Source organism: Methylobacterium sp. Leaf91 (genome assembly GCF_001422815.1).
Taxonomy (GTDB): Bacteria; Pseudomonadota; Alphaproteobacteria; order Rhizobiales; family Beijerinckiaceae; genus Methylobacterium.
In genome coordinates, this window is the sequence record NZ_LMMP01000052.1 from 192,712 (window position 1) to 216,904 (window position 24,193).

Below are 24,193 nucleotides of genomic sequence, written 5' to 3' on the forward strand. Positions count from 1 at the left end.
CCGCATTGTCGTGACGTCACGGGCCGCATGTCTCGAAAGAGGGGTGCGGCCCGCGCCGTTCCGTGCTTCTCCAACACTCCCGCGAGCGCGCGACATCGAGGAGACCGGCGACCATGGCCGAGGAGAGCGACCGCCTGATCACGGCGGGAACGCCGATCTTTCGTCGGACCACCCTCGCTCTGTTCGCCGCAGGCTTCTCCACCTTCGCCGTGCTCTACGGCGTCCAGCCGCTGATGCCAGTCTTCGCCGACGAGTTCCATGTCTCGCCGGCCGAGAGCAGCCTGTCGCTGTCGCTCCCCTGCGCGATGCTGGCCCTGGCGCTCCTCGTGGTCAGCCCGCTCTCCGAAGTCTGGGGGCGCAAACCCATCATGGTCGCCTCCCTCTTCGCGTCGGCGATCTTCACCCTCATCGCCGTGGTCGTGCCGAGCTGGCATGGCTTCCTGGCATTGCGCGCGCTCACCGGGCTGGCGGCGAGCGGCCTGCCGGCCGTCGCCATGGCCTATCTCAGCGAGGAGATGGATGCCCGCGCCATCGGCCTGTCCATGGGGCTCCTCATCGGCGGAAACGCCATGGGCGGCATGGTCGGGCGGCTGATCGCCGGCATCGTCACCGATCATGTGTCCTGGCGCGTGGGTCTCGGCACCATCGGAATCCTGGCGCTCGTCGCCGCCATCCTGTTCTGGCGCGGTTTGCCGCCATCGCGGCGCTTCCTCGCCAACCGGATGCGCTGGCGCCAGGTGCCGGGCACGTTCGGCCAGCATTTCCGCGATCCGGGCCTGCCCTGGCTCTTCGCGGAGGCGTTCCTGCTCATGGGCGGCTTCGTCAGCGTCTACAATTACATCGGCTTCCGCCTGCTCGATCCGCCCTACAACCTGAGCCAGTCGGCCATCGGCGCGATTTTCGTGGTCTATGTCGCCGGCACGTTCAGTTCGGCGGTGACCGGAGAGATCGCCAGCCGGCTCGGACGCCGCCGGGTCTTGTGGCTCGCCATCCTGCTCGGGATCGTCGGTATTCTCCTGACCCTGTCGGAGCACCTTCCCGTCATCATCGCCGGCATCGTCGTCGTGACGGTGAGCTTCTTCGGCGCCCATTCGGTGGCGAGTTCCTGGATCGGGCGACGCGCCCTGCGCGACCGGGCGCAGGCCTCCTCGGTCTACCTGTCCCTGTATTATCTGGGCTCGTCGGTGCTCGGGACGGCGGGAGGCTGGTTCTTCGATCATGCGGGGTGGACGGGGGTCGTCGCCTTCTTCGGCGGGCTTTACGGGCTCGCGCTGGCCATCGCGCTCCGTCTTTCGCGCCTGCCGCCCCTCGTCCCGGCCACATCCTCCGGCCACGACCGTTGACCCGCCCGCCGCGACGGCCCATCTAGGCGATCGTCGTCGCTCACCGGAGCGACAGGCGAGCAATCGCCGCCGACAGGGCAACAGGCGAGCGATCGCCGACAACTGAGGAAGTCCGGCTCGCTTGGTCCAAGCGGCTCCGGCTTACGGAACCGAACGTGTTCGAGCTCGCCGTCGCTGTCGCTCTGATCGCCCTCAACGGGGCCTTCGCGCTGTCCGAACTCGCCGTCGTCTCGTCGCGGAAGTCGCGGCTGCGGATGATGGTGGAGGCCCGCCGGCCCGGCGCCCAGGCCGCCCTCACCCTCGCCGAGAATCCGGGGCGCTTCCTTTCCGCCGTCCAGATCGGCATCACCCTCGTCGGCATCCTGTCGGGTGCCGTGTCCGGCGCGGCCCTGGGCGAGCGCCTCACCGAGATCCTGTTCGAGGCGGGCCTGTCGAAACCCGTGGCCGATCCTCTCGGATACGGGATCGTCATCGCCATCATCACCTACCTCTCGGTGATCATCGGCGAATTGGTGCCCAAGCACGTGGCCCTGCGCGACCCTGAGGGCATCGCCTGTTTCGTCGCGCGCCCGATGCGTCTCATCTCGCGGATCGCACTTCCGGCGGTCTGGCTCCTCGACGCCTCGACCCGCGCGGTCTTTCGGCTATTCGGCCAGGAAGCCTCCAGCGCCAGCGCGGTGACCGAAGAGGAGATCCGCACCATCGTCGCGGAGGCCGAGACGGCGGGCGTGATCGAGACCGACGAGCGCAAGATGATCGCCGGCGTGCTGCGCCTCGGCGACCGCGCCGTGCGGGGCGTCATGACTCCGCGCACCGACGTCCACTGGATCGACCTCGACAAGGCGCCGGAGGAGATCCGCGCCATGCTGGTCTCGAGCCCGCATTCGCGCATCCCGGTCGGCGAGGGCAACCCGGACAACATGCTCGGCGTCGTGCAGGTGCGCGAACTGGTCAAAGCGCTCATCGAGAACGAGCGGTTCGACCTGCGCGCCTATATCCGCAGCGCCCCCGTCCTGCCCGATACGCTCGACGCTCTCGACGCTCTCACGGCCCTTCAGGCGGCCGACGTTCCGATGGCCCTGGTCCACGATGAATACGGCCATTTCGACGGGCTCGTGACGCCGGCCGACATCCTCGACGCCATCGCGGGCGCATTCCATTCCGAGGATTCGGAACCCGAGGCGGTGCAGCGCCAGGACGGGTCCTGGCTCATCGCCGGCTGGATGCCGGTGGACGAGATGGCCGACCAGCTCGGCATCAAGCTCGAATCGAGCCGCGACTACGAGACCGCCGCCGGCCTCGTCATCGCCAAGCTGCAGCGCCTGCCGGAGACGGGCGAGACCTGCGACATCGCGGGATGGCGCTTCGAAGTGGTGGATCTCGACGGTCGCCGCGTGGACAAGATCCTGGTGTCTCGGATCGCCTGACCTCCAGGGCGGGGCCCCTCCCCCAAAGCCGCGGGCGCGCTCAGGCGTAGCGCTTGGCCCCCGCCACGCAGAGGACGACGAGGCCGGTCACGGCCAGCATGCTCGGGGCGACGGGCTCGTGGAGCAGCAATCCCGCGAGAGCCAGGCCGAAGAACGGCTGCAGCAACTGCAGCTGCCCGACGCCGGCGATGCCGCCCAAAGCGAGCCCGCGATACCAGAACACGAACCCCACCAGCATGCTGAAGACCGAGACGTAGGCGAGGCCGATCCAGGCCGGCAGGCCGATATCGCTCCATGCCGAGGGCAGGCTCATCAGGGCGATGGCGGCCATGACCGGCAACGACAGGACCAGGGCCCAGGAGATGACCTGCCACCCGCCGAGGCGACGCGACAGGGTGGCGCCCTCCGCGTAGCCGAGGCCGCAGAGCAGGATCGCGGCCAGCATCAGGAGGTCGCCGGTGAGCGAGCCGCCCCCGCTTTGGAACAGCGCGAAGCCCGCCACCGTGAGACTGCCGATGCCGGAGAACAGCCAGAAGGCTGGGCTCGGACGCTCACCGCCCCGGATCACGCCGAAGATGGCGGTGGCGAGCGGCAGGAGGCCGATGAACACGATGGAATGCGCAGAGGTGATGTGCTGGAGCGCCAGCGCCGTCAGGAGGGGAAAACCGACGACGACACCAAGGGCGACGATGATGAGCGGAACGAGGTCGCCGATTGCGGGACGGCGCTGACGCAGGGCGAGAAGCATCGTCGCGCCGAGCAGGGCCGCGATCACCGCCCGCGCCGAGGTCAGGAAGAGCGGCGTGAACCCGCCGACCGCCACCCGCGTCGCCGGCAGCGAGGCGCTGAAGATGATGACGCCCACGAGGCCGTTGCCCCACCCCGCCGCATTCCGCTGCATCGCGTCGTCTCGTCCCGGTTGGTGTCGCGGGATCGCACAGGACCCGGCTTAGGCGCCTTGACAATCATCCCGCGCCCATGCCGTCAAATGCTTTCCCCCTCGATGTCCATGCGAAACAGGCATGATGAACCCGGCTCATCTCGATCTCTTCCGCGCCGTCCTGCGCCATGGCGGGATGACGCGGGCCGCTGCGGCTCTCGGCATCGGGCAACCCCATGTCAGCCGCGCGATGGCGCAGCTCGAGGCCGATCTCGGCTTCGCCCTGTTCGTGCGCGGCCATGGCAGCGTGCTGCCGACGCAGGAGGGTGAGGCTTTCGCCCGCGAGGTCGAGCGGACTTACGCGGGGCTCGACCATTTGTCCCAGGCGGCCCGCCAGATTCGCGACCTCGGCACGGGGCCGTTGCGCGTCGCCTGCCAACCGTCCCTGGCCTCGCGGCTGCTGCCGCGGGCGATCCGGCGGCTGAGCGAGGAATCCCCGGGTATCCGGGTCTCGGTCCATGTGCCCGCGCCGGAGACGATCTGGTCCTGGACCGCCTCCGGGCAATGCGATCTCGGCCTCGTGCGGCCTCGCTCCGGCTATTCGGGGGTGATCTGCGAGCCCTTCCTCGCCATCGACGCGGTCTGTGCCCTGCCCCGGGGGCACGCCCTCGCGGCCAGGCGGGTGATCGAGGTGGGCGATCTCGCCGAAGAGCCCCTGATCGCGGGTGCGACGGGGGTGTTCCAACAGGCCATCGAAGCGTCCTTCGCGGCGATCGGCCTCGTCCCGCGCTTCGGCCTCATGGCTCAGTACACGGCGGCGCGTTGCGGCCTCGTCGCCGAAGGACTTGGGATCGCCATCGTCGATCCGCTTCCCGCCCGCGCGCTCGCGAACCTGCCCATCGTGCTGCGACCGTTCCGGCCGCGCCTGCCCATCGAGACGCTGCTGATCCGCCCGGCGGGCCGACCGCCGGGCCAGGCGGCGGAACGGCTCGTGAGACATCTCCTCCGGGAACGGGACGCGCTCGTGCCGAAGGCGGTCGGCGGAGGCGACTGAACCCGAGCCGCGCCGGATCGGGACGGGGCCACCGGCGCCGTCCTGCCGGTCAGGACCGGGTCGCCCTCGATCTCACGCGTCTGCTCCGATTGAGCAGGGAAGCGCCACGCCGACGTGAAGACAGTCGGCGCGACGGACCGCGCCGCCGCTTCGCGAGCAAGCCCCCATGACCTCCGGCCAATGCCAAGCTCTGCTCGATGACGTTCGCCCGAACTGCAAGATTACTCGTATCACATTCAAGTCTCACCATATCACGACCTTGAAATCCAGCATGATATTTCTAATCATTGCCGTACTTCGTTCACCCTTCATTAATTGTCATGAATAGAAACAACTTTTTGACCTGAGAATTCAATCTTAATAATATATTTATACTATCTTTTGTAATACTCATCTGCAAATTTTTGCGTCTGGGCAAATACTATTCTGGAGTTCGAGATGAAGGTCGTTAGGCAAGCCAGCGTGATGCTGAAGATCGCCGTCCCGCTTGCTCTGATGGGCATGATGGCGGTCGGGCTGGTTTTCTATTCGCGCATGGCCCTGAACAGCGTCGCGGAACAGACAAAGACCTACGCCGACGTTCTGTCCGTTCGCCAGGAAGTCTATCTGCGGGCTCAGTTCAAACTCGCGGAAGCAGCACTGCTGAGCCGCAACATCCTGCTGGAGAAGCGGCCGGAAAAGATTGCCGATTACAAGAATCGGTATGAACAAGCCGCCAAGCAAACGCTCGAGCATATCGACAGGCTGATCCTCCTGGCCGATACCCCGGAACGTCGCAAGATCGGCCAGGACGTCCGGCAGCTGGCCGAGGGGTATTTTGACATTCTACGCCGTTCGACGGCGTTCGCCCTGGAGAACGAGATCGCCAAGGCGCTGCAGGTCGTGCAGCAGGAAGGCCAGCCGGCTCGGACGAAACTGAACGGCTTGATCGAGCAGCGCACCCAGCGAATCACGGAGGAAATGCAGGCCGGCAAGCGCGCCCTCGAAGCGGAGGTGGCCGAGACCATTCAGCGCCTGATCGCCACCGCGGCCCTCGGCCTCACGGTCGCGGCGATCCTGGCCGGCCTCATCGTCACCTTCGGCATCACCCGTCCGCTGGCGAGCCTCGTCCTCGTCCTGCAGCGTATGGCTAAGGGAGACATCGACGCCGAGATCGCGGAGGCCAAGCGCGGCGACGAGATCGGCGCCGTGGGCAAGGCGGTGGAAGGCATCAAGGCCATGGTCGCCCGGAAGGCCGCCGAGGAAGCCGACATCCGGCGTCTCGCCGAGGAGGTCTCCCAGGCGGAGCGCCAGCGCACGATGATCGCCATGGCCGACAGCTTCGAAGGCGCCGTGGGCGGCATCATCCAGATGGTGTCGGCCTCGGCGACCGAACTCCAGGCCACTGCCCAGACCATGACCTCCACCGCCACGGAAACGGCGAGCCAATCCATGACCGTGGCCGCCGCCGCCGAAGAAGCCGCCACCAACGTCAACACCGTCGCGGCGGCGGCAGAGGAGCTCGGCGTTTCCGTTCAGGAGATCGGACGGCAGGTCAGCGGATCGGCCGATCTCGCCCAGGGCGCCGTATCGGAAGCCGACCGGACGGCGGCCCTGGTGCAGACACTGTCCCAGGCGGCCTCCCGCGTCGGCGACGTCGTGGGACTGATCTCGAACATCGCGGCCTAGACCAACCTTCTCGCCCTCAACGCCACCATCGAGGCAGCCCGCGCGGGAGAGGCCGGCCGAGGCTTCGCCGTGGTGGCCACCGAGGTCAAGGAACTGGCCAGCCAGACGGCGCGGGCGACTCAGGACATCTCCAGTCAGATCTCCCAGATCCAGGGGGCGACCGACGAGGCGGTCTCGGCCATCGCCTCCATCACGGCCCGCATCCGCGAGATCGATTCGGTGGCGACCACCATCGCCGCGGCGGTGGAGCAGCAGGGGGCCGCGACCCAGGAGATCGTCCGCAACGTCGCCCAGGCCGCGACGGGAACGAGCGAAGTGACGAGCAACATTTCGGGCGTCGCGGGGTCCGCCGAAGAGACGGGGGCCGCCGCATCCCAGGTGCTCGGCTCGGCGGGCGAGCTCTCTCGCCAATCCGAGCACCTGAACGCCGAGGTCCGCCGCTTCCTCGCCAGCGTAAGAGCGGCCTGAGGCGGTCTCCGGCCGCTGCACTCGGTGTCCGGCGAGCGCGGGTCCCCTCTCTTGGAAGGAAGGGGGGCCGGCTCCGGCCGACCTGACCGAAGCGACCGACCGGAGGGGGTATGAGGCCGACCGGCATCGGTCTGAGACCGGCCGACGATGAGGAGAACTCATCGTCGGCCGCCCGCGCGACTGCGCGGCGGCGGGCGTCCGCCGAACGCGCTGAAGACGACCATCGGTCGGGATCAGCGCCGCTTGGTCTGAGAAGCGGGATCCGCTTTTCGGGCCGATTCTGTCAGCCTCGACCGCCGAGCCGAGCCGCCACAATGTCCCGGCCGATGAGGGGCAGCAGGCCCGAGAGGTCCGGGCCGTGCTCCAGCCCTGTCACCGCGAGGCGGAGCGGCATGAACAGGGCCTTGCCCTTGGCGCCGGTCCGCTCCTTCACGGCATTGGTCCAGGCCTTCCAGGTCTGGCCGTCCCAGGGCTCGGGCGGCAGCACGTCCAGGGCGGCAGCGGCGAAGCCCGCATCCGCGATGACCGGCGTCACCTCCCCGGCCACGATCCGCCACCATTCGGCGGCGTCCCCGACCTTGGTGAGGTTGGGCTGGATCACCGCCCAGAACGCCTGCGCCCGTTCCTCGGGGATGCCCATTCCGAGGAGGCGTTCGCGTGCCTCCTCATACGGCATGGCATGGATCAGGCGGGCATTGAGCCCGTCGAGTTCCTGCGGATCGAACTTCGCCGGCGCCCGCGAGATGTGGGAGAGATCGACCAGGGCGGCGAGTTCGTCGAGGTTAGGCACCGCGCGCACCGCCTCGGCAGAGCCGGTGAGCACGGCAAGCGAGCGCACCGCGCCGGGTTCATAGCCGGCCTCGCGCAGGCCCCGGAGAGAGAGGTGGCCGAGGCGCTTCGACAGACCTTCGCCGTCGGCGGTTGTGAGCAGGTTGTGGTGGCCGAAGATCGGCACCGGCTGGTCCAGGGCCTCGAAAATCTGCACCTGCACGCCCGTATTGGTGACGTGGTCCTCGCCGCGAATGACATGGGTGATCCCCATCTCGGCATCGTCCACCACGGAGGGCAGCGTGTAGAGGTAGCTGCCATCGGCGCGGATCAGCACCGGGTCCGAGAGAGAGGCGCAATCCACATGCGCCGGCCCGCGCACGAGATCGTCCCAGGCGACGGTGCGGGCGTCGAGCTTGAAGCGCCAATGCGGCGTGCGCCCTTCGGCCTCCAAGGCCGCACGCTCGTCATCGGTCAGGCTGAGCGCGGCGCGGTCGTAGATCGGCGGCTGGCCACGGCCGAGCTGGCGCCGGCGTCGACGCTCGAGTTCCTCCTGCGTCTCGTAGCAGGGATAGAGCCGGCCCGCCGCCTTCAGGCGCTCGGCCGCCGCATCGTGGATGGCGGAGCGGTCCGACTGGCGGACGAAGAGATCGGGCACGATGCCGAGCCAGGCGAGGTCTTCCTCGATGGCGTTGGCGAATTCCTCCGTCGAGCGCTCCCGGTCGGTGTCGTCGAGGCGCAGCAGGAAGCGCCCGCCATGCGCCCGCGCGAACAAGGCGTTCAACAGCGCCGGGCGGGCGTTGCCGATATGGAGATACCCCGTGGGCGAGGGCGCGAAGCGGACGAGAGGGGCGGATGTCATGCCTGCCCGTCTACAGCATCGACCCGAACGGTGGGAACCGGCTTTCGGGAAGACCGGGGCAGGTCGCACATGATAGGCGCCGCCGTCGCACTGGCCGCGATGAGCTCCGCCCGAGCGCGCTTGCAGCCCGGCCCAAACACGATCGCGACCAGAACGAAGTCCGGTCCTGATCGCATGTCATCAGGAGGCAAAGTCGCGGCCGACCTGCGCCTTGCTCTCTACTCTGGGTCAGGTGGCCACGGCTTGGACCTCAGTCTGAGTCTAGTCCCAGTATCCGACGGAGCCTGGACGTTGCGGGAGACCGGACTGGCCCGTTGGCACGGAAGCTTGCTCGGTGTTCCGGCCCCGCGACCCCTCCGAACCCGATAAGTCCAAGCTTATAGATCGCAGGCTGCAGGTTTCATTGCTGTCGCGATAGGATGACGGGTCGCGCTGCGCCGGCGCATCAGACAAAGAGTGCCCAATGCGGCGAGGCTCATTGCCCCCGCCAGGATCCGTGAGGGTCTGACTCCCATGCGCCTGGCCGAGCGATCCAAGGCGACTTCGAAGCCACCGGCGAGATTTGCGACAAGCGGCACGATGGTCGTATCCAAGAAAAACTTCGGCGCCGACGGTCCAGCCGGCTTCTTTAGAAGGTAATCTCGATCAATCATCATCGTAACCTCCGATAATGCCGCACCTGATTTTGCAACTATACATGGATGCATGGGCCGGACGTAGAACCTGACGAGCCGGCCGATGTTCCCGCAGCTGTATTGGCACGGAGATCGTTCATTGGATAAGCCCACCTACAAGCCGTACCGCCTTCCATCAGGGGGATGGGGCTCGGCCCGCTCCGTCGGCAACATCCTGCGGCGCGAAGGGGTGCTGGCGAGCGTGCCGATCGCGCTGACCCGCCACAACAAGGTCGACGGCTACCAGTGCAACAGCTGCGCCTGGGTGAAGCCCGCGAGCCCCCTGCCGTTCGAGTTCTGCGAGAACGGTGTCAAGGCGGTCGCCTGGGAGCTGACCGCGCATCGCTGCACGCCGAAGTTCTTCGCCGAGCACACCGTCACCGAACTTCGGGGCTGGGACGATTTCCACCTCGAACAGCCGGGCCGCCTGACACACCCGCTCCGCTACGACGCCGCCAGCGATAAGTACGTGCCCGTCTCCCGTTGGTCGAAGTCATGATTGAACTCCGTTTGAGGAGCCATCAGCATCTCATCGCGATCGGCCCGCGCCGCAGCTGCGCGCTATGAGCTGAAGACGCGTCTTTTCCCCGAAGTAGGCGCGCTGCCACGAAAGGGCATGCACTCGGCATCGGCCGCGCTTAGAAGTGACCCATGCCCAATACTTTGTTCTCGCCGGCCGCAGCCCGCAACGCCGCCCCGATCGCCGAGGTCCTCGAACGCGTCTTCCCGCCCAGCGGTCTCGTGCTCGAGATCGCGAGCGGATCGGGCGAGCACGTCGTCCATTTCGCCCGTGCGCTGCCCGCCCTCGACTGGCAGCCAAGCGATCCCAATGAAGTGGCCCGTCGCAGCATCGTCGCCCATGCCCACGCCTCCGGGCTGGCCAACATCCGGTCGCCGTTGGCGATCGATGCGATTCGTCAGCCGTGGCCGGTGCCGCGGGTGGACGCGGTCGTCGCGATCAACATGATCCACATCGCACCCTGGGATGCGACCATCGGGCTGATGGCTGGCGCAGAAGCGGCGCTAGCGGGGGGTGGTGTGTTGTACCTCTACGGTCCTTTCCGGGAGCATGGCGCGCACACCGCGCCAAGCAACGCCACGTTCGACAACAGCCTGCGCGCGAGGAATGCCTCCTGGGGGGTCCGCGACATCGAGGCGGTCGTGGCTGCTGCAAAAGCGCATGATCTTCATCTGGCAGAGCGCATCACGATGCCGGCCAATAACCTCAGTTTGATCTTTCGCCGAGGGCGCCGAGGCTCCGCCGTTGACCGGGAGGCCGCGCCTTGACCGCTTCACGCCCGACCAGCGCGGTCGTCATCGGTGCGTCCGGCGGCATCGGTGGGGCCGTGGTCCGCGCGCTCGCCGAGGGCGAAGCCTACGCGCCGATCTTCGCGCTCTCACGCTCGGGATCATCTGTTCCCGCGGGTGTCCGAACCCTCCCGATCGACCTGAGCGATGAGACAACGGTTGCTGCGGCGGCGGCCAGGGTCGGCGAAGCCGGACCGGTGGGTCTGGTTATCGTCGCTACCGGCCTTCTTCACCGGGCGGGTGTCTCGCCTGAGAAGGCGGTCAGGGCGCTCGACCCCGCCGCGATGGCCACCATCTTCGCGATCAACACGATCGGCCCTGCGCTTGTCGCCAAGCATTTCGTGCCCCTGCTTGCGCGACGGGAGCGATGCGTGTTCGCGGCCCTGTCGGCGCGGGTCGGATCGATCGGCGACAACCGACTTGGCGGCTGGTATACCTACCGTGCCTCAAAGTCGGCACTGAACCAGATCCTGCGAACGCTCGCGATCGAGGTCGCCCGAAGCCGACCGGAGGCGATCGTCGTGGGCTTGCATCCCGGCACGGTCGCCTCCGGCCTGTCGCGGCCCTTCCGGCCGGACCCGACGGCCGACGGCGTCTTCTCGCCCGAAGTGAGCGCGGCCCATCTCCTGCGCGTGCTGAACGGCCTTAGCGCGGCCGACACCGGCAGCGTTTTCGCTTGGGACGGTTCGAAGATCCCCGCCTAAGCGCGGTTTCGGCCCAAACGGATAACGGGCAGCTGCCTCGGCTGCTACTAGGATGTGAATGTTTCCCGCAGGATGCGTGGTGCGAGCTTGACCATTGGCATACCGGTTCCTCCAACGTTTAATTAGCCTATCATCCGCCTGAAAGCGGATGAGCAGAAAGCTGTCCATTCCCTTCATAGCCATCTGATAAATTGAATAGCCCGGTAGCGGACGTTCCTAAGGTCTGAGAAGGGTCAGCTTCGGCCGACTAATAAGATCTACTTAACCAATTGACCGCCCGGAAGCAGGCGGACTGTCCTGGCGCCCGTACCGTTCTCCGTTCCGGCACGGCAGATGGTTCGCAGGCGGCCAGCCTAGTAGGCCTATCGTCGAAGGGGCGTGCCATCCGGCCGTGAGATCGATGGACGGGCGAACCACCACGGTTAGATGCGACGCGGGTTCCGGCATGCCGCATCATGACGGCCACACGATGGGGCATCTTCGACCGCGATGGTCTCTATGAATCCTTACAGTGGGGCATCAAGGCCTTACCAACTACGAGCTTCGGGATAGGCACTGATAGGCTCATGATGCCGTTCGGCCGTAGAAACGACGAGAACCGCAAGCCCTATGGCAGCGGCATCCTCGATAAGGCCCCTGGGCACGACCAGGGAACTTGCGCGAGTCCGGTCCCCGGGCCGCTCGGCCGATACGTGTACCCGCGACGGCGTCGGCCTGGGCCCCGGTCCTGGGTGACGATTGACGGCCGACCAACGCTCATCCGCCGATTGCGAGCCGAAATGCGAACGAGGGCGGGATGCGGCAATCCGCTGGGAACGACATCTTGTCCCTTGCCATCTCACCACGCGGCAGTGTCGTCACAATGGCTCGTGCTCCCGCGCCGACCGGGATCGAGGCGCCCCGTGTCCGGCCCTCCGAGGTGGCCCACGCCACTGCGGCACAAGCCGACATGCTGTGCATTCCGGCGACGGGGGCGAGCCCGAACAAGGTCGCATATCCGTACATTGTGCCTGCCGTTCCCCGTAGCTCAGGCTGCGTCGGGCATGCGGTCAAGGAACTTGTCGAGGGTAAGCGGGTATTCCCGCACCCGGATACCCGTCGCGTTGTAAACGGCGTTTGCCACCGCCGCGCTGACGCCGCAGATGCCGAGCTCGCCCACGCCCTTGGCTTTCATCGGCGAAGAGATCGGATCGACCTCGTCGAGGAAAATCACATCTTGGTGCGGGATATCGGCATGTACCGGCACCTCGTATCCGGCGAGGTCGTGGTTAGCGAAGAAGCCGCGTTTGGTGTCGACCGCAAGCTCCTCCATCAGCGCAGCACCAACACCCATAGTCATGCCGCCAATGACCTGGCTGCGGGCCGACTTCGGGTTGAGGATACGACCGGCGGCGCAGACCGCAAGCATGCGCCGGACCCGGATCTCCGCCGTGTGGACATCGACGCCCACCTCGACGAAATGGGCTCCGAACGTTGATTGCTGATAGGTCTTCGAGAGTTCGCCGAACTCGATGGTGTCCTCGACTGTCAGCCCTCCCTGCGCGGCTTCGCCGAGCGGCACGCCGCGGTTTCCGGAGCGGACCTGGCCGTCCTCGAAGACTGCGTCGGCCGAGTTGATGCCAAGGCGCTGCGCCACGGCCTCGCGCAGCTTCACGCAGGCCGCGTAGACCCCGGACGTCGAGGAGTTGGCGCCCCATTGGCCACCCGATCCCGCCGAGGCGGGGAAATCGGAGTCCCCCAGCCGCACCACGACCTTGTCCAGCGGGACGCCCATCATCTCGGCGGCCGTCTGGGCGATGATGGTGTAGGTGCCCGTTCCAATGTCGGTCATGTCGGTTTCAACCGTGACCGTCCCTTGTTCATCCAGGCGAACGCGCGCACCGGATTTCATCACCATGTTGTTGCGGAAGGCGGAGGCGACCCCGACGCCAACGAGCCACTGCCCGTCCCGAAGGGAGCCAGGTTTGGCATTGCGCTTCGCCCAACCGAACCTGTCCGCCCCCAGCTTAAGGCACCCGACGAGGTCACGATGCGAGAAGCGGCGATCCGGGGCGTGGGGGTCGACCTGGGTGTCGTTGCGAACGCGGAACTCCACGGGGTCGATTCCTAGCTTTTCTGCCATTTCGTCCATGGCGACTTCCAGGACCATCAGGCCCGGAGCCTCGCCGGGCGCGCGCATCGCATTGCCCTCGGGCAGGTCGAGGAGGGCAAGCTTCATCGCCGTGAGCCGGTTGGCGCCCGCGTAGAGAAGCTTCGTCTGGCTCACCGCCGTCTCGGGATCGCCGTCGGGCAGGTTGCCGGAAGTGCTCTCGTGGGCGATGGCCGTGATGGTGCCGTCCTTCGTCGCCCCGATGCGCACGCGCTGTATAGTGGCGGGCCGATGGGTGGTGTTGTTGGCGATAAGGGGACGGGTCAGTGCGACCTTCACCGGCCGTCCCGCCGCCTTGGCACCGAGCGCCGCGAGGACCGCGTCGGCGCGCACGAACAGCTTGCCGCCGAATCCGCCGCCCACGTAGGGAGAATCGATCCGCACGTTCGCTTTCGGAATACCAAGGATCTTGGCCATGCTTTCATGGGCCCAGGTGATCATCTGGTTCGAGGTCCAGAGCGTGACCTTGTCGCCCTCCCATGCCGCGACGGTCGCGTGCGGCTCCATCATCGCGTGGCTCTCGTCGGCGGTGGCGTAGATTTCGTCGAACGTGACCTGTGCCTTTGCGAAGGCGCCCTCGAAATCACCGACGCGCTCCTCGCCGTTGCCACCGCTGCCCTCGCCGCTGTCGCCCTTCACCGGCTTCGCGGACTTCGCTTCGGCGGCCAGGTCGAACTTCCCCGTTTCAGGGGTATAATCGACCGTGATCAGGAAGGAGGCCGCGCGGGCCTGCTCGAAGGTCTCGGCCACCACCACGGCGATGGCCTGGTGGTAGTGCTGAACTTGGTCGCCGCCGAACAAGTAGGCCGTGTTCATTGTGCCCCGTTCCATCCGGGGCGTTTCGAGCGTCGTCACGATGGCGAGGACACCTGGGGCCGTCCTGGCAATGGAGGTGTCCATGCCGCGAATGCCGCCCTTGGCAATGCCGGCACCGAGCACGTAGCCGTAGGCCTGGCTCGGCGTCACGTCATGGCGTTCGTAGGCGTAGGGCGCGGTGCCAGTGGTTTTGTACTTGCCGTCGATCCGGTCGGTCGGCTGGCCGACGACCTTAAGACGGTCGATGGGGTTCTGGCCTGCGGGGGTGTCGAACTTCATGGCTCAGGCCCTCGCTTCGTGGATCGCCGCCATTAGCGTACGCTCGGCGAGCTTCAGCTTGTAGGCGTTCTGGTGAGTAGGCTTGGCCCCGGCGAAGGCCTTGTCGGTCACGGCCTTGGCGCCGCGTGGCAGATCACCCTCTGCCGCCTCGACGCGCCATGGCTTGTGCGAGACGCCACCAAATGCTGCCCGACCCGTGCCGTCCGGCTGCAGCACTGCAGCGACCGAGACGAGGGCGTAGGCGTAGGAGGCCCGGTCGCGGACCTTGCGGTAGACATGCGTGCCGCCTAACGGCTTCGGCAGGGTAACGGCGGTGATGAGCTCGCCGGCCTTGAGGGTCGTGTCAATCTCGGGCCGGTCGCCGGGCAGGCGGTGGAATTCCGCCATCGGGATTTTTCGCGATGAGCCTTTGGCATCCACGGTCTCGACGTTGGCGTCGAGCAGCCGCATGGCCACCGCCATGTCACCCGGGTGGGTGGCGATGCAGGCCTCGCTGCCGCCGATCACCGCTAACTGGCGCGAGACCCCATCCAGGGCCGAGCAGCCGGAGCCGGGCTGGCGCTTGTTGCAGGCCTGAGCCGTGTCGTAAAAGTATGGGCAGCGGGTCCGCTGGAGCAAGTTGCCGGCGGTGGTGGCTTTGTTGCGCAGCTGGCCCGAGGCGCCCGCCAGGAGCGCGCGGCTGAGCACGGCGTAGTCCTTGCGGACCCGGGCATCGGCGGCCAGATCCGTGTTACGCACCAGGGCACCGACCCGGAGGCCGCCCTCGGGCGTCGGTTCGATGGTGTCCAGGCCTAGGCCGTTCACGTCGACGAGGTGCGCCGGTGTCTCGATCTGTAGCTTCATCAGGTCAAGCAAGTTCGTGCCGCCTGCAATGAACTTCGCGTTCGGGGTGCGGGCGACGGCGGCGGCTGCCTCGGAGGGCGAGCTTGGGCGCTCGTAGGTGAAGGACTTCATACGGGCCTCCCGGCAACCTCGGTCATCGCCTCGACGATGTTGGAATAGGCGCCGCAACGGCAGATGTTGCCGCTCATGCGCTCCCGAATCTCGGCCTCTGTCACCTGGAGGGTGGCATTGAGATCGGCGGTGACGTGGCTGGGGATGCCGGCCTTGATCTCGGCGAGCACGGCGACGCCGGAGCAGATCTGGCCCGGGGTGCAGTAGCCGCACTGGTAACCGTCGTGCTTGATGAAGGCCGCCTGCATCGGGTGTAGGTTCTCGGGCTGGCCGATACCCTCGATGGTGGTGATCTCGGCGCCCTGGTGCATCACCGCGAGGGTGAGGCAAGAGTTGATACGCCGCCCCTCGACGATCATCGTACAGGCGCCGCACTGGCCGTGGTCGCAGCCCTTCTTGGAACCGGTCAGATGCAGGTGCTCACGGGCGGCATCGAGCAGGCTCGTGCGGGTGTCGAGCTCAAGGTCGCGGCGCTGGCCGTTCACCGTCAACGACACCTTCGTCAGCACCGGCTTGTCGATGCTCACGGGGGCAGCGCCCGCCGCCGAGGGTACGGCCGCGAGGGCCGCCGTGGCGGATGCTCCCACCATCAAGTCTCTCCGATTCAATTCATGATCTCCAGATCGTCCCATCTCGGCCTCCGTAGGGATGCGGGGGCGGCGCTTCGAACCGTCCGGCGCGAGCGGGTTGTGCGGAGGAAACACTCACACCTTGGATAGGCTCCAATGTACGGCGCACGATCTCGTCGATTTGCCCTGCAAACCCACATAGGGTCATGAGCGTGGACTATGGGGTCGGTTCGGCACGCCGCAGCTGCAGGATCAACCCCCTACGGATGCGCGCGCCGGGGACCGTCGATTGCGCGTGAGAACCTGACCGAAGTCCGGTCCTTTGCAACGGTATCGCCGCAGGACAGCTTCGTCCTTGCCGCGGCACGACTGGGCGTGCCCCAATCGGCCCTGAGCCGCGCCATGACGGATCTTGATGAACAGCTCGGGATGCGGCTGCTGACCGATCCACGCGCGGTGTCTTCCCGACCGAGGCGAGCAAGCGTCCGCTGGACGTCGTCGGTTCCCAGTTCGCGCAGGTCGAGGTCGAGCTCACTGCCCTGGCAGAGATGAAGGACAAGCCCGCGGGAAACATGAGAGTCCCAGCGCCCGAGCACGCGTCCCAGACGTTCCTGTGGCCAGTCCTGCATCCGCTCTTGTCGTACTAACCCAGCATCAACATCGTCGCCTTCGTCTGCCTCATGCTTAAAACAGGTCGCTCAACTGGCACGGTTCATAAAAGCCTCTAGCTTCGGGTAGGCGCTAATTAATCGACGGTCACCTGGGTGAACACGACGGTCTCAAGCTTGACCGACCGCGAAAACTTAACCCGCGACGTCTGCTGTCCGACAGTTTGGCTCAATAGGTGAAGCTCGAAACCCATTCCTCCTTCAGACGGATAGATGCGACCCGCCCAGCTCCTGATTGTGTGCGATGCTCCTGATGCCGTCACGAAACCAATCACGTTGCCTTCCGCCATACCGACCAGTATGCGACCACGATGCGGCGGCATCGCCTCCGCTTGGCCAGCAGCATACGTGCCGGATACCGCCTCCCCGAATTGCCATAGTCGGAGCTCGGCACCGGCCGCGCTGCGCCACGTCCCTTCAAACATCGATGCGTCCACACCTGCTCGCTCAGCCGACGCAGATGCGCGGCACACGAGATATGTGCATCGGTATATCGATGTCGGCTATGTTTCCCAAGAAGCCGAGAAGAACTCCTCCGATCTGCGACCGTCTCTAACGCGCAGCTTGGGCGATTTCATGGAATATCGCCCCATCGGAATTTGCTAAGTAACTCATCCACCCTGCAAACATCTGCTCGGCGGATTATACCACCGGCGTACAAGCACGCTCGAAGGGGCCGTCACGACCGACCAATACGATCCGTACAAGGCTGGAACGCAGCGGTCCTCGTTCGTTCGTATGCGAGTAGATTCCAATTTCTGGGCTGGTCCAACGCTAGCCCACTCGACCACCGCGAGGTTTTATGAGCCTGCCCGCCAAATCGCTTCACCGAGCCGTGTCCGGCTCGTCGTCGAACTCGTGAACCGCGGTCCAGTGATGCCCCATGATAACGAGTATCTGGCTCACCACCGCCCTGCAAAGCTCAAGCTCGTCACTTCCCGGTCGGTCCCGAGCCATGCTCCCAGGGCTTGCCCCCGCAACGCAGCGCCAGTTTGAAACCATTGCAAAAGCGATATACCACATGAAATATATCGCGTATTAACGGGTAGCCAGAGGCAGAATGCCGAGTTACCGAAACAACGGGCACGCCATGCACCGCCTTTTTGCACCCTTGCGAGCCCAACCATGACCGAGCTCCCCATCCTCACGGCGACCGATCAGGCGCATGCTGTGACGCAAGCCTATGTTGAGCAGGCCAAGCCACCACTCACCCAAGAGTTGATTGAGCGGCTTCAAAGCGTACTGACCGAGGCCCTCGATTCAAAAGGCCAGTCGGGATCGGACGAAAGCCCGACGGACCGTCTCAACGCTGCCCTGGACGCTTTCGAGTCGGAACTTCGGTCCATCGTCGGCCCACGGGTCGCGTCGCTGGAGACGTCCACCGGTGCTGTGACGATGGAACATCGCTCCGAAGCCGGTCAGCCGCTACGGGCCTTTGGTGGCCAATAGGCAGCGCTCGCACCAATCACCGCAAGAACGAATGGAAACCGGATCGCCCATGAGTGAGGCAGCAGGGACAGTCAGGAATTTTTCTCATCCTGGCACGGGACGCAACAAGGTCCGAGCCGTGCCAAAGGGCCGTCAGGTCGAGCCGAATGCCAAAGTCGAGATCGAGCAACTCCTTGGGACGCGCTCGCGCCAACGCGACCTGCTGATCGAGCATCTCCATCTGATCCAGGATACCTACGGCCAGATCGGGGCACACCATCTCGCGGCGTTGGCGGACGAGATGGACCTCGCCTTCGCCGAGGTCTTCGAGACGGCGACGTTCTACGCCCATTTCGACGTGGTGAAGGAGGGCGACGCTGACATTCCGCAGCTGACTGTCCGCGTCTGCGACAGCATCACCTGCGCGATGTTCGGCGCCGACGACTTGCTGACAACGCTCCAGCGGGAGCTTGCGTCGGACCGGGTCCGTGTCGTGCGTGCCCCATGCGTCGGCCTCTGCGACCACGCGCCCGCCGTCGAGGTCGGGCATAACTTCCTCCACAAGGCAGACTTGGCATCCGTGCGGGCGGCCGTCGAGGCCGGTGACACCCACGCCCATCTGCCCCAATACATCGACTACGACGCGTACTGGGCGACCGGCGGATACGCGACGCTGGACCGTCTCCGAGGCGGCGACCTTTCCATAGACGACATATTCCAGGTGCTCGACGACGGCGGCTTGCGTGGCCTCGGCGGCGCGGGTTTCCCAACGGGGCGCAAGTGGAGATCGGTGCGCGGCGAACCTGGGCCGCGGCTGATGGCGGTCAACGGCGACGAGGGTGAGCCTGGCACCTTCAAGGATCAGCTCTACCTTAACACCGACCCACACCGCTTCCTCGAAGGCATGCTGATTGGCGCCCACGTGGTCGAGGCCACGGACGTCTATATCTACCTTCGCGACGAGTATCCGATCTCCCGTGAGATCCTGACCCGAGAAATCGCCCGGCTTCCTACGGGCGGACCGCGCATCCATCTCCGCCGCGGGGCCGGGGCCTATATCTGCGGCGAGGAATCCTCACTGATCGAGTCGCTCGAAGGCAAGCGAGGGCTGCCACGGCATAAACCGCCCTTCCCGTTCCAAGTCGGTCTGTTCAATCGTCCGACCCTCATCAACAACATCGAGACGTTGTTCTGGGTGCGCGACCTGATCGAACGCGGCGCTGGCTGGTGGAAGAGCCATGGCCGTAACGACCGTGTCGGCCTGCGCTCCTATTCGGTGTCCGGACGCGTGAGGGAACCCGGTGTGAAGCTGGCGCCCGCCGGCCTCACCATCCAGGAACTCATCGATGAGCATTGCGGCGGCATGCTGGAGGGCCATACCTTCTCGGCCTACCTGCCGGGCGGCGCGTCCGGTGGTATCCTGCCGGCGTCGATGAACGACATCCCGCTCGATTTCGGCACACTTGAAAAATACGGCTGCTTCATCGGATCGGCGGCCGTCGTTGTCATGTCCGACCGGGACGACGTTCGGGGGGCCGCCCTGAACCTAATGCGATTCTTCGAGGACGAGAGTTGCGGGCAATGCACGCCCTGTCGCTCCGGCACCCAGAAGGCCCGCATCCTGATGGAGGATGGCATCTGGGACACCGAGCTTCTGGGGGAACTCGCCCAATGCATGCGCGACGCCTCGATCTGCGGGTTGGGCCAGGCGGCCTCGAACCCCCTGAGCAGCGTCATTCGGTTCTTCCCCGATCTTTTTCCTGCCCCCAAGGCGCTGGCTGCCGAATGATGGTCACGATTACCCTTTCCACGCGCAAGCCAGGAGCGGACGCATGAGCAACGCCCCCGAAACGCACGACGATACGTCCGTAAGGCACAAAATCCGGGCCGACGGCGCGCAGGATGCCGGCGGCCCTACGCAGGGGTCGAGCCCCGAGGCGGGCGGCGCCTATTCGCAAGGGGCGAAATCGGGGGGGCAGGCCGCCCCTGATCCGACCGGGACGTTCGGCTTGAGGGACGGCCCGGTCGCCCCGTCGTCGATTGCGTTCGAGCTCGATGGTCGGCAGGTCGAGGCTCAGCCCGGCGAAACCATCTGGGCGGTGGCCAAGCGGATCGGGACGCACATCCCGCACCTTTGCCACAAGCCCGACCCAGGCTACCGCCCGGACGGCAACTGCCGTGCTTGCATGGTCGAGATTGAGGGCGAGCGCGTGCTCGCCGCCTCGTGTAAGCGTACCCCCGCCATCGGCATGAAGGTGAAGTCGGCATCCGAGCGGGCGACCAAGGCCCGAGCGATGGTGCTCGAACTGCTCGTCGCCGACCAGCCGGAGCGCGAGACCTCGCACGATCCAACGTCGCATTTCTGGGTGCAGGCCGACTTCCTCGACGTCACGGAAAGCCGTTTCCCGGCGGCCGAGCGCTGGACCGGAGACTTCAGCCACCCTGCCATGAGCGTCAACCTCGACGCGTGCATCCAGTGCAATCTCTGTGTCCGGGCCTGCCGCGAGGTGCAGGTCAACGACGTTATCGGCATGGCCTACCGCTCCGCCGACGCCAAGGTCGTGTTCGACTTCGATGACCCCATGGGCGGCTCGACCTGCGTCGCCTGCGGCGAGTGCGTCCAGGCCTGCCCGACCGGCGCGCTGATGCCCTCGGCCTACCTCGATGCCGAACACAATACCCGGACGGTCTATCCCGACCGGGAGGTCACCTCGCTGTGCCCGTATTGTGGCGTCGGCTGCCAAGTCTCCTACAAGGTCAAGGACGAGCGGATCGTCTACGCCGAGGGTGTGGACGGGCCGGCGAACCATAACCGGCTCTGCGTGAAGGGGCGCTTCGGCTTCGACTACATCCACCACCCCCATCGCCTAACGGCACCGCTGATCCGACTCGACAATGTCCCGAAGGACGCCAACGACCAGGTCGATCCCGCCAATCCATGGACGCATTTTCGCGAGGCAACTTGGGATGAGGCGCTCGACCGGGCAGCCGGTGGGCTGACCAAGGTCCGCGACACGCACGGGCGCAAATCGCTCGCCGGATTCGGCTCCGCCAAGGGTTCGAACGAGGAAGCGTATCTCTTCCAGAAATTAGTCCGGCTCGGCTTCGGCTCGAACAACGTCGACCATTGCACACGCCTGTGCCACGCGTCCTCAGTTGCCGCACTGATGGAAGGCCTGAACTCCGGTGCCGTTACTGCACCATTCTCGGCGGCGCTGGACGCCGAGGTCATCATCGTGATCGGTGCCAACCCGACCGTGAACCACCCGGTCGCGGCGACCTTCCTGAAGAACGCCGTGAAGCAGCACGGCGCCAAGCTGATCGTGATGGACCCGCGTCGTCAGGTTTTGTCGCGGCATGCCTTTAAACACCTCGCCTTCAAGCCGGGCTCCGACGTCGCGATGCTGAATGCGATGCTCAACGTGATCGTCACGGAGCGGCTCTACGACGAGCAATACATCGCGGGTTACACCGAAAACTTCGAGGCGCTGAAGGAGAAGATCGTCGACTTTACGCCAGAGAAGATGGCTCCGGTCTGTGGCATCGACGCCAAGACCCTGCGCGAGGTCGCCCGCCTCTACGCAAGGGCTAAGTCCTCGATCATCTTCTGGGGCATGGGCGTCAGCCAGCACGTCCACGGTACCGACAACGCACGCTGTCTCATAGCGCTCGCGCTCATTACTGGGCAGATCGGGCGCCCAGGTACGGGGCTACACCCGCTCCGAGGCCAGAACAACGTCCAGGGCGCGTCTGACGCAGGCCTGATCCCGATGGTCTACCCGGACTACCAGTCCGTCGAGAAAGAGGCGGTACGCAAGCTCTTCGAGGAGTTCTGGGGGCAGTCCCTCGATCCGAACAATGGCCTGACCGTTGTCGAGATCATGCGCGCGATCCATGCGGGCGAAATCAAGGGCATGTTCGTTGAGGGTGAGAATCCGGCTATGTCGGACCCTGACCTCAACCACGCCCGTCACGCGCTGGCAATGCTCGACCACCTCGTCGTGCAGGACCTGTTCCTGACCGAAACCGCGTTCCACGCCGACGTTGTTCTGCCGGCTTCGGCCTTCGCCGAGAAGGCCGGCACTTTCACGAACACCGACCGTCGCGTTCAGATCGCCAAACCCGTGGTCTCGCCGCCGGGTGACGCTCGCCAGGATTGGTGGATCATTCAGGAACTCGCCAATCGGATGGGGCTTGTGTGGAATTACGGCGGGCCCGCCGACATCTTCGCCGAGATGGCGCAGGTGATGCCATCGTTCAACAACATCACCTGGGAGCGCCTGGAGCGAGAGGGCGCCGTGACCTACCCGGTCGACGCGCCAGACAAGCCCGGAAACGAGATCATCTTCTACGCCGGCTTCCCGACCGAGAGTGGCCGGGCCAAGATCGTACCGGCGGCCATCGTACCGCCTGACGAGGTGCCGGACGCAGAATACCCGATGGTGCTCTCTACCGGCCGGGTGCTGGAGCATTGGCATACCGGATCGATGACGCGGCGTGCGGGCGTCCTCGACGCACTCGAACCGGAGGCGGTCGCCTTTCTGGCACCAAAGGAGCTTTACCGACTCGGCCTCGAACCCGGCGATACGATGAGACTGGAAACGCGACGGGGCGCTGTCCACTTGAAGGTTCGATCCGACCGAGACGTACCAGTCGGCATGATCTTCATGCCGTTCTGTTACGCCGAGGCCGCGGCAAATCTTCTGACCAATCCGGCACTTGATCCGATGGGCAAGATTCCGGAGTTCAAGTTCTGTGCGGCTCGAGTATCTGCCGTCGGTGTAGCGCATATGGCGGCGGAATAGCTGCTGGGCAAACCTTCATGCGGGGCAACGGGGCCGCAACAGTCGCTGCGGCCCCGTTGCCCACCTTTAACATCGACATGATCCGGTCACGGTCGAGGCGGCACTCACCGATGACAAATTACACCGATGCTTTTTTGACCGCTCGATGCACTCGCGTCGGAGCGAACCTAAATGGGGGCCCGCTCACTCAGTGCGAGCGCGCCAGGCTCAGTCTCGACCCCTTTACTCGTCTCGCATCGATTCGAGACGTACGGGTTCGGCACTGTGACAGAGTCGCATAACGATGCTCTCGCAGGCGGTAGGAGATGACGTGCCCCCCGTTTCTTCATCCACCTGGAACTAGAGGCCGTCCTTTCGTTGGAGTTGACCCGCTTTGTGGTCCACGGCCTATGCAAGTTCTCGGGCTGTGACAGCTTGGTTGGCGAAGGCTCGGGGCGTCAAGCCGCCCAGGGCCGTGTGGGGTCGATCTTCGTTGTAGTGGCACCTCCAGTCCTCGATGCGCTCGCGGGCATCAGCCAGCGACAGGAACCACGANGTCCGAGAACTTGCTGCAAGTTCTCGGACAGTGACAGCTTGGTCGGCGAAGGCTCGGGGCGTCAAGCCGCCCAGGGCCGTGTGGGGTCGATCTTCGTTGTAGTGGCACCTCCAGTCCTCGATGCGCTCGCGGGCATCAGCCAGCGACAGGAACCACGAAGCGTTCAGGCATTCCACCCCCAGACGGCCGTTGAACGACTCGATGTAGGCGTTGTCGGTCGGCTTGCCCGGTCGGGAGAAGTCGATCTTGACCCCGTTCAGGTAGGCCCATTGGTCGAGCATGCGACCGGCAAACTCAGGTCCGTTGTCTACCCGTAGACTTTTCGGTCGACCTCGCGGCCTGACCAAAGCGTCGAGCGCCTCAGTTACCTGGTAGGCGCGGAAGTTGGCTCTCGGTGTGAGCGAGAGCGCCTCTCGCATGTGGCAATCGACGACGGTCAAGATCCGGAACGGACGTCCGTCGAAGATGCGGTCGGACATGAAGTCCATGGCCCAGACCTCGTTGGGGCTGGCGATCGCCGGTCGCCCCTGGCGATAGCGCCAAGCTCGCTTGCGCTTAGGCAGCTTGGCCCGGATCGACAGTCCCTCGTCGCGGTAGATCCGGTAGGTGCGCTTGTGGTTCACCTTCCAGCCCTCCCGTCGCAGCAGGATGTGTAGACGCCGGTAGCCGTAAAGCACCCGCACGGCGGCCAACGCCGCATGCGCAGTGCGACCTGAGGGTCCGAGCGCTTCCTCTAGCGCTGGGACGAACGGCCGAAGCCGGTAGCCAGACAGGCCCGCCGCTCGCCGCGAGGTCTTCGGTCACCTGCAGAAGGCATGTGTCCAGTCGTGAAAC

The 24,193-nt window shown here is 65.6% G+C and carries 15 protein-coding genes and 3 pseudogenes; 11 read left to right on the plus strand and 7 right to left on the minus strand.

The genetic code is table 11. The features are described 5' to 3' along the window. Positions 1 to 113 precede the first annotated feature (113 nt). Together ASF32_RS24025 and ASF32_RS24030 are read left to right on the plus strand one after the other, a co-directional pair. Positions 114 to 1,343: an MFS transporter gene (locus ASF32_RS24025; RefSeq protein WP_056434632.1), complete on the plus strand. Its 1,230-nt coding sequence runs from the start codon at positions 114 to 116 to the stop codon at positions 1,341 to 1,343. A 155-nt stretch (positions 1,344 to 1,498) separates the two neighbouring features. Then, on the plus strand, positions 1,499 to 2,770 hold the full coding sequence (locus ASF32_RS24030) for a hemolysin family protein (RefSeq protein WP_056434635.1): 1,272 nt from the start codon (positions 1,499 to 1,501) through the stop codon (positions 2,768 to 2,770). 40 nt (positions 2,771 to 2,810) lie between these two features. Here the strand turns inward: ASF32_RS24030 and ASF32_RS24035 are convergent, their stop codons facing one another. Continuing rightward, positions 2,811 to 3,671, minus strand: coding sequence for a DMT family transporter (locus tag ASF32_RS24035; protein ID WP_056434639.1), 861 nt, complete (start codon positions 3,669 to 3,671; stop codon positions 2,811 to 2,813). Between the two features lie 121 nt (positions 3,672 to 3,792). On the opposite strand from ASF32_RS24035, the gene ASF32_RS24040 reads away from it, so the two are divergent. Next, on the plus strand, positions 3,793 to 4,704 hold the full coding sequence (locus ASF32_RS24040) for a LysR family transcriptional regulator (RefSeq protein ID WP_056434643.1): 912 nt from the start codon (positions 3,793 to 3,795) through the stop codon (positions 4,702 to 4,704). Between the two features lie 438 nt (positions 4,705 to 5,142). Continuing rightward, positions 5,143 to 6,840, plus strand: a pseudogene (locus ASF32_RS24045) (methyl-accepting chemotaxis protein). A 283-nt stretch (positions 6,841 to 7,123) separates the two neighbouring features. Here ASF32_RS24045 and gltX read toward each other — a convergent pair. Then, entirely contained in the window at positions 7,124 to 8,470 is a 1,347-nt protein-coding gene (gene gltX, locus ASF32_RS24050; RefSeq protein WP_056434646.1) for a glutamate--tRNA ligase, read from the minus strand. 738 nt (positions 8,471 to 9,208) lie between these two features. Here gltX and ASF32_RS24055 point away from each other — a divergent pair. The 3 genes and pseudogenes from ASF32_RS24055 to ASF32_RS24065 form a co-directional block, all read left to right on the plus strand. Further along, a pseudogene (locus tag ASF32_RS24055) lies at positions 9,209 to 9,640 on the plus strand (formate dehydrogenase); the annotation flags it as partial. A 155-nt stretch (positions 9,641 to 9,795) separates the two neighbouring features. Beyond that, positions 9,796 to 10,431, plus strand: a complete 636-nt coding sequence (locus tag ASF32_RS24060; protein WP_056434653.1) for a DUF938 domain-containing protein — start codon at positions 9,796 to 9,798, stop codon at positions 10,429 to 10,431. Further along, a complete protein-coding gene (locus ASF32_RS24065) occupies positions 10,428 to 11,156 on the plus strand; it encodes an SDR family NAD(P)-dependent oxidoreductase (RefSeq protein ID WP_056434655.1) in 729 nt (242 codons plus the stop codon). The genes ASF32_RS24060 and ASF32_RS24065 overlap by 4 nt, the downstream gene beginning before the upstream one ends. Before the next feature lie 1,027 nt (positions 11,157 to 12,183). Here the strand turns inward: ASF32_RS24065 and paoC are convergent. The 3 genes from paoC to paoA are packed head-to-tail and all read right to left on the minus strand — an operon-like array spanning position 12,184 to position 15,986. After that, the gene (paoC, locus tag ASF32_RS24070; protein ID WP_056434658.1) at positions 12,184 to 14,400 is read right to left on the minus strand and encodes an aldehyde oxidoreductase molybdenum-binding subunit PaoC; all 2,217 of its coding nucleotides are present in this window, start codon (positions 14,398 to 14,400) and stop codon (positions 12,184 to 12,186) included. Positions 14,401 to 14,403: 3 nt separating this feature from the next. Further along, positions 14,404 to 15,354 (minus strand): xanthine dehydrogenase family protein subunit M, encoded by a 951-nt coding sequence (locus tag ASF32_RS24075; protein ID WP_056434661.1) that lies wholly within the window; start codon positions 15,352 to 15,354, stop codon positions 14,404 to 14,406. Next, on the minus strand, positions 15,351 to 15,986 hold the full coding sequence (gene paoA / locus ASF32_RS24080) for an aldehyde dehydrogenase iron-sulfur subunit PaoA (protein ID WP_082490501.1): 636 nt from the start codon (positions 15,984 to 15,986) through the stop codon (positions 15,351 to 15,353). Before paoA ends, ASF32_RS24075 begins: the two co-directional genes overlap by 4 nt. 156 nt (positions 15,987 to 16,142) lie before the next feature. Here paoA and ASF32_RS24965 point away from each other — a divergent pair, with 156 nt between their 5' ends. Next, a complete protein-coding gene (locus ASF32_RS24965) occupies positions 16,143 to 16,475 on the plus strand; it encodes a LysR family transcriptional regulator (RefSeq protein WP_210348473.1) in 333 nt (110 codons plus the stop codon). A gap of 193 nt (positions 16,476 to 16,668) precedes the next feature. Here the strand turns inward: ASF32_RS24965 and ASF32_RS24970 are convergent, their stop codons facing one another. Continuing rightward, the gene (locus tag ASF32_RS24970) at positions 16,669 to 17,016 is read right to left on the minus strand and encodes an avidin/streptavidin family protein (RefSeq protein WP_082470353.1); all 348 of its coding nucleotides are present in this window, start codon (positions 17,014 to 17,016) and stop codon (positions 16,669 to 16,671) included. Between the two features lie 700 nt (positions 17,017 to 17,716). Between ASF32_RS24970 and ASF32_RS24090 the strand changes: the two genes are divergently transcribed. The 3 genes from ASF32_RS24090 to fdhF are packed head-to-tail and all read left to right on the plus strand — an operon-like array spanning position 17,717 to position 22,824. Continuing rightward, the gene (locus tag ASF32_RS24090; RefSeq protein ID WP_056434670.1) at positions 17,717 to 18,040 is read left to right on the plus strand and encodes a hypothetical protein; all 324 of its coding nucleotides are present in this window, start codon (positions 17,717 to 17,719) and stop codon (positions 18,038 to 18,040) included. Positions 18,041 to 18,089: 49 nt separating this feature from the next. Continuing rightward, entirely contained in the window at positions 18,090 to 19,808 is a 1,719-nt protein-coding gene (locus ASF32_RS24095) for an NAD(P)H-dependent oxidoreductase subunit E (RefSeq protein ID WP_056434673.1), read from the plus strand. Positions 19,809 to 19,851: 43 nt separating this feature from the next. After that, positions 19,852 to 22,824 carry a formate dehydrogenase subunit alpha gene (gene fdhF / locus ASF32_RS24100; RefSeq protein ID WP_056434675.1) on the plus strand — a complete coding sequence of 991 codons (2,973 nt, stop codon included), beginning with the start codon at positions 19,852 to 19,854 and terminating at the stop codon, positions 22,822 to 22,824. Between the two features lie 535 nt (positions 22,825 to 23,359). Here the strand turns inward: fdhF and ASF32_RS24105 are convergent. Further along, positions 23,360 to 24,143 (minus strand): annotated as a pseudogene (locus ASF32_RS24105) (IS3 family transposase); the annotation flags it as partial. Positions 24,144 to 24,193: the final 50 nt, after the last annotated feature.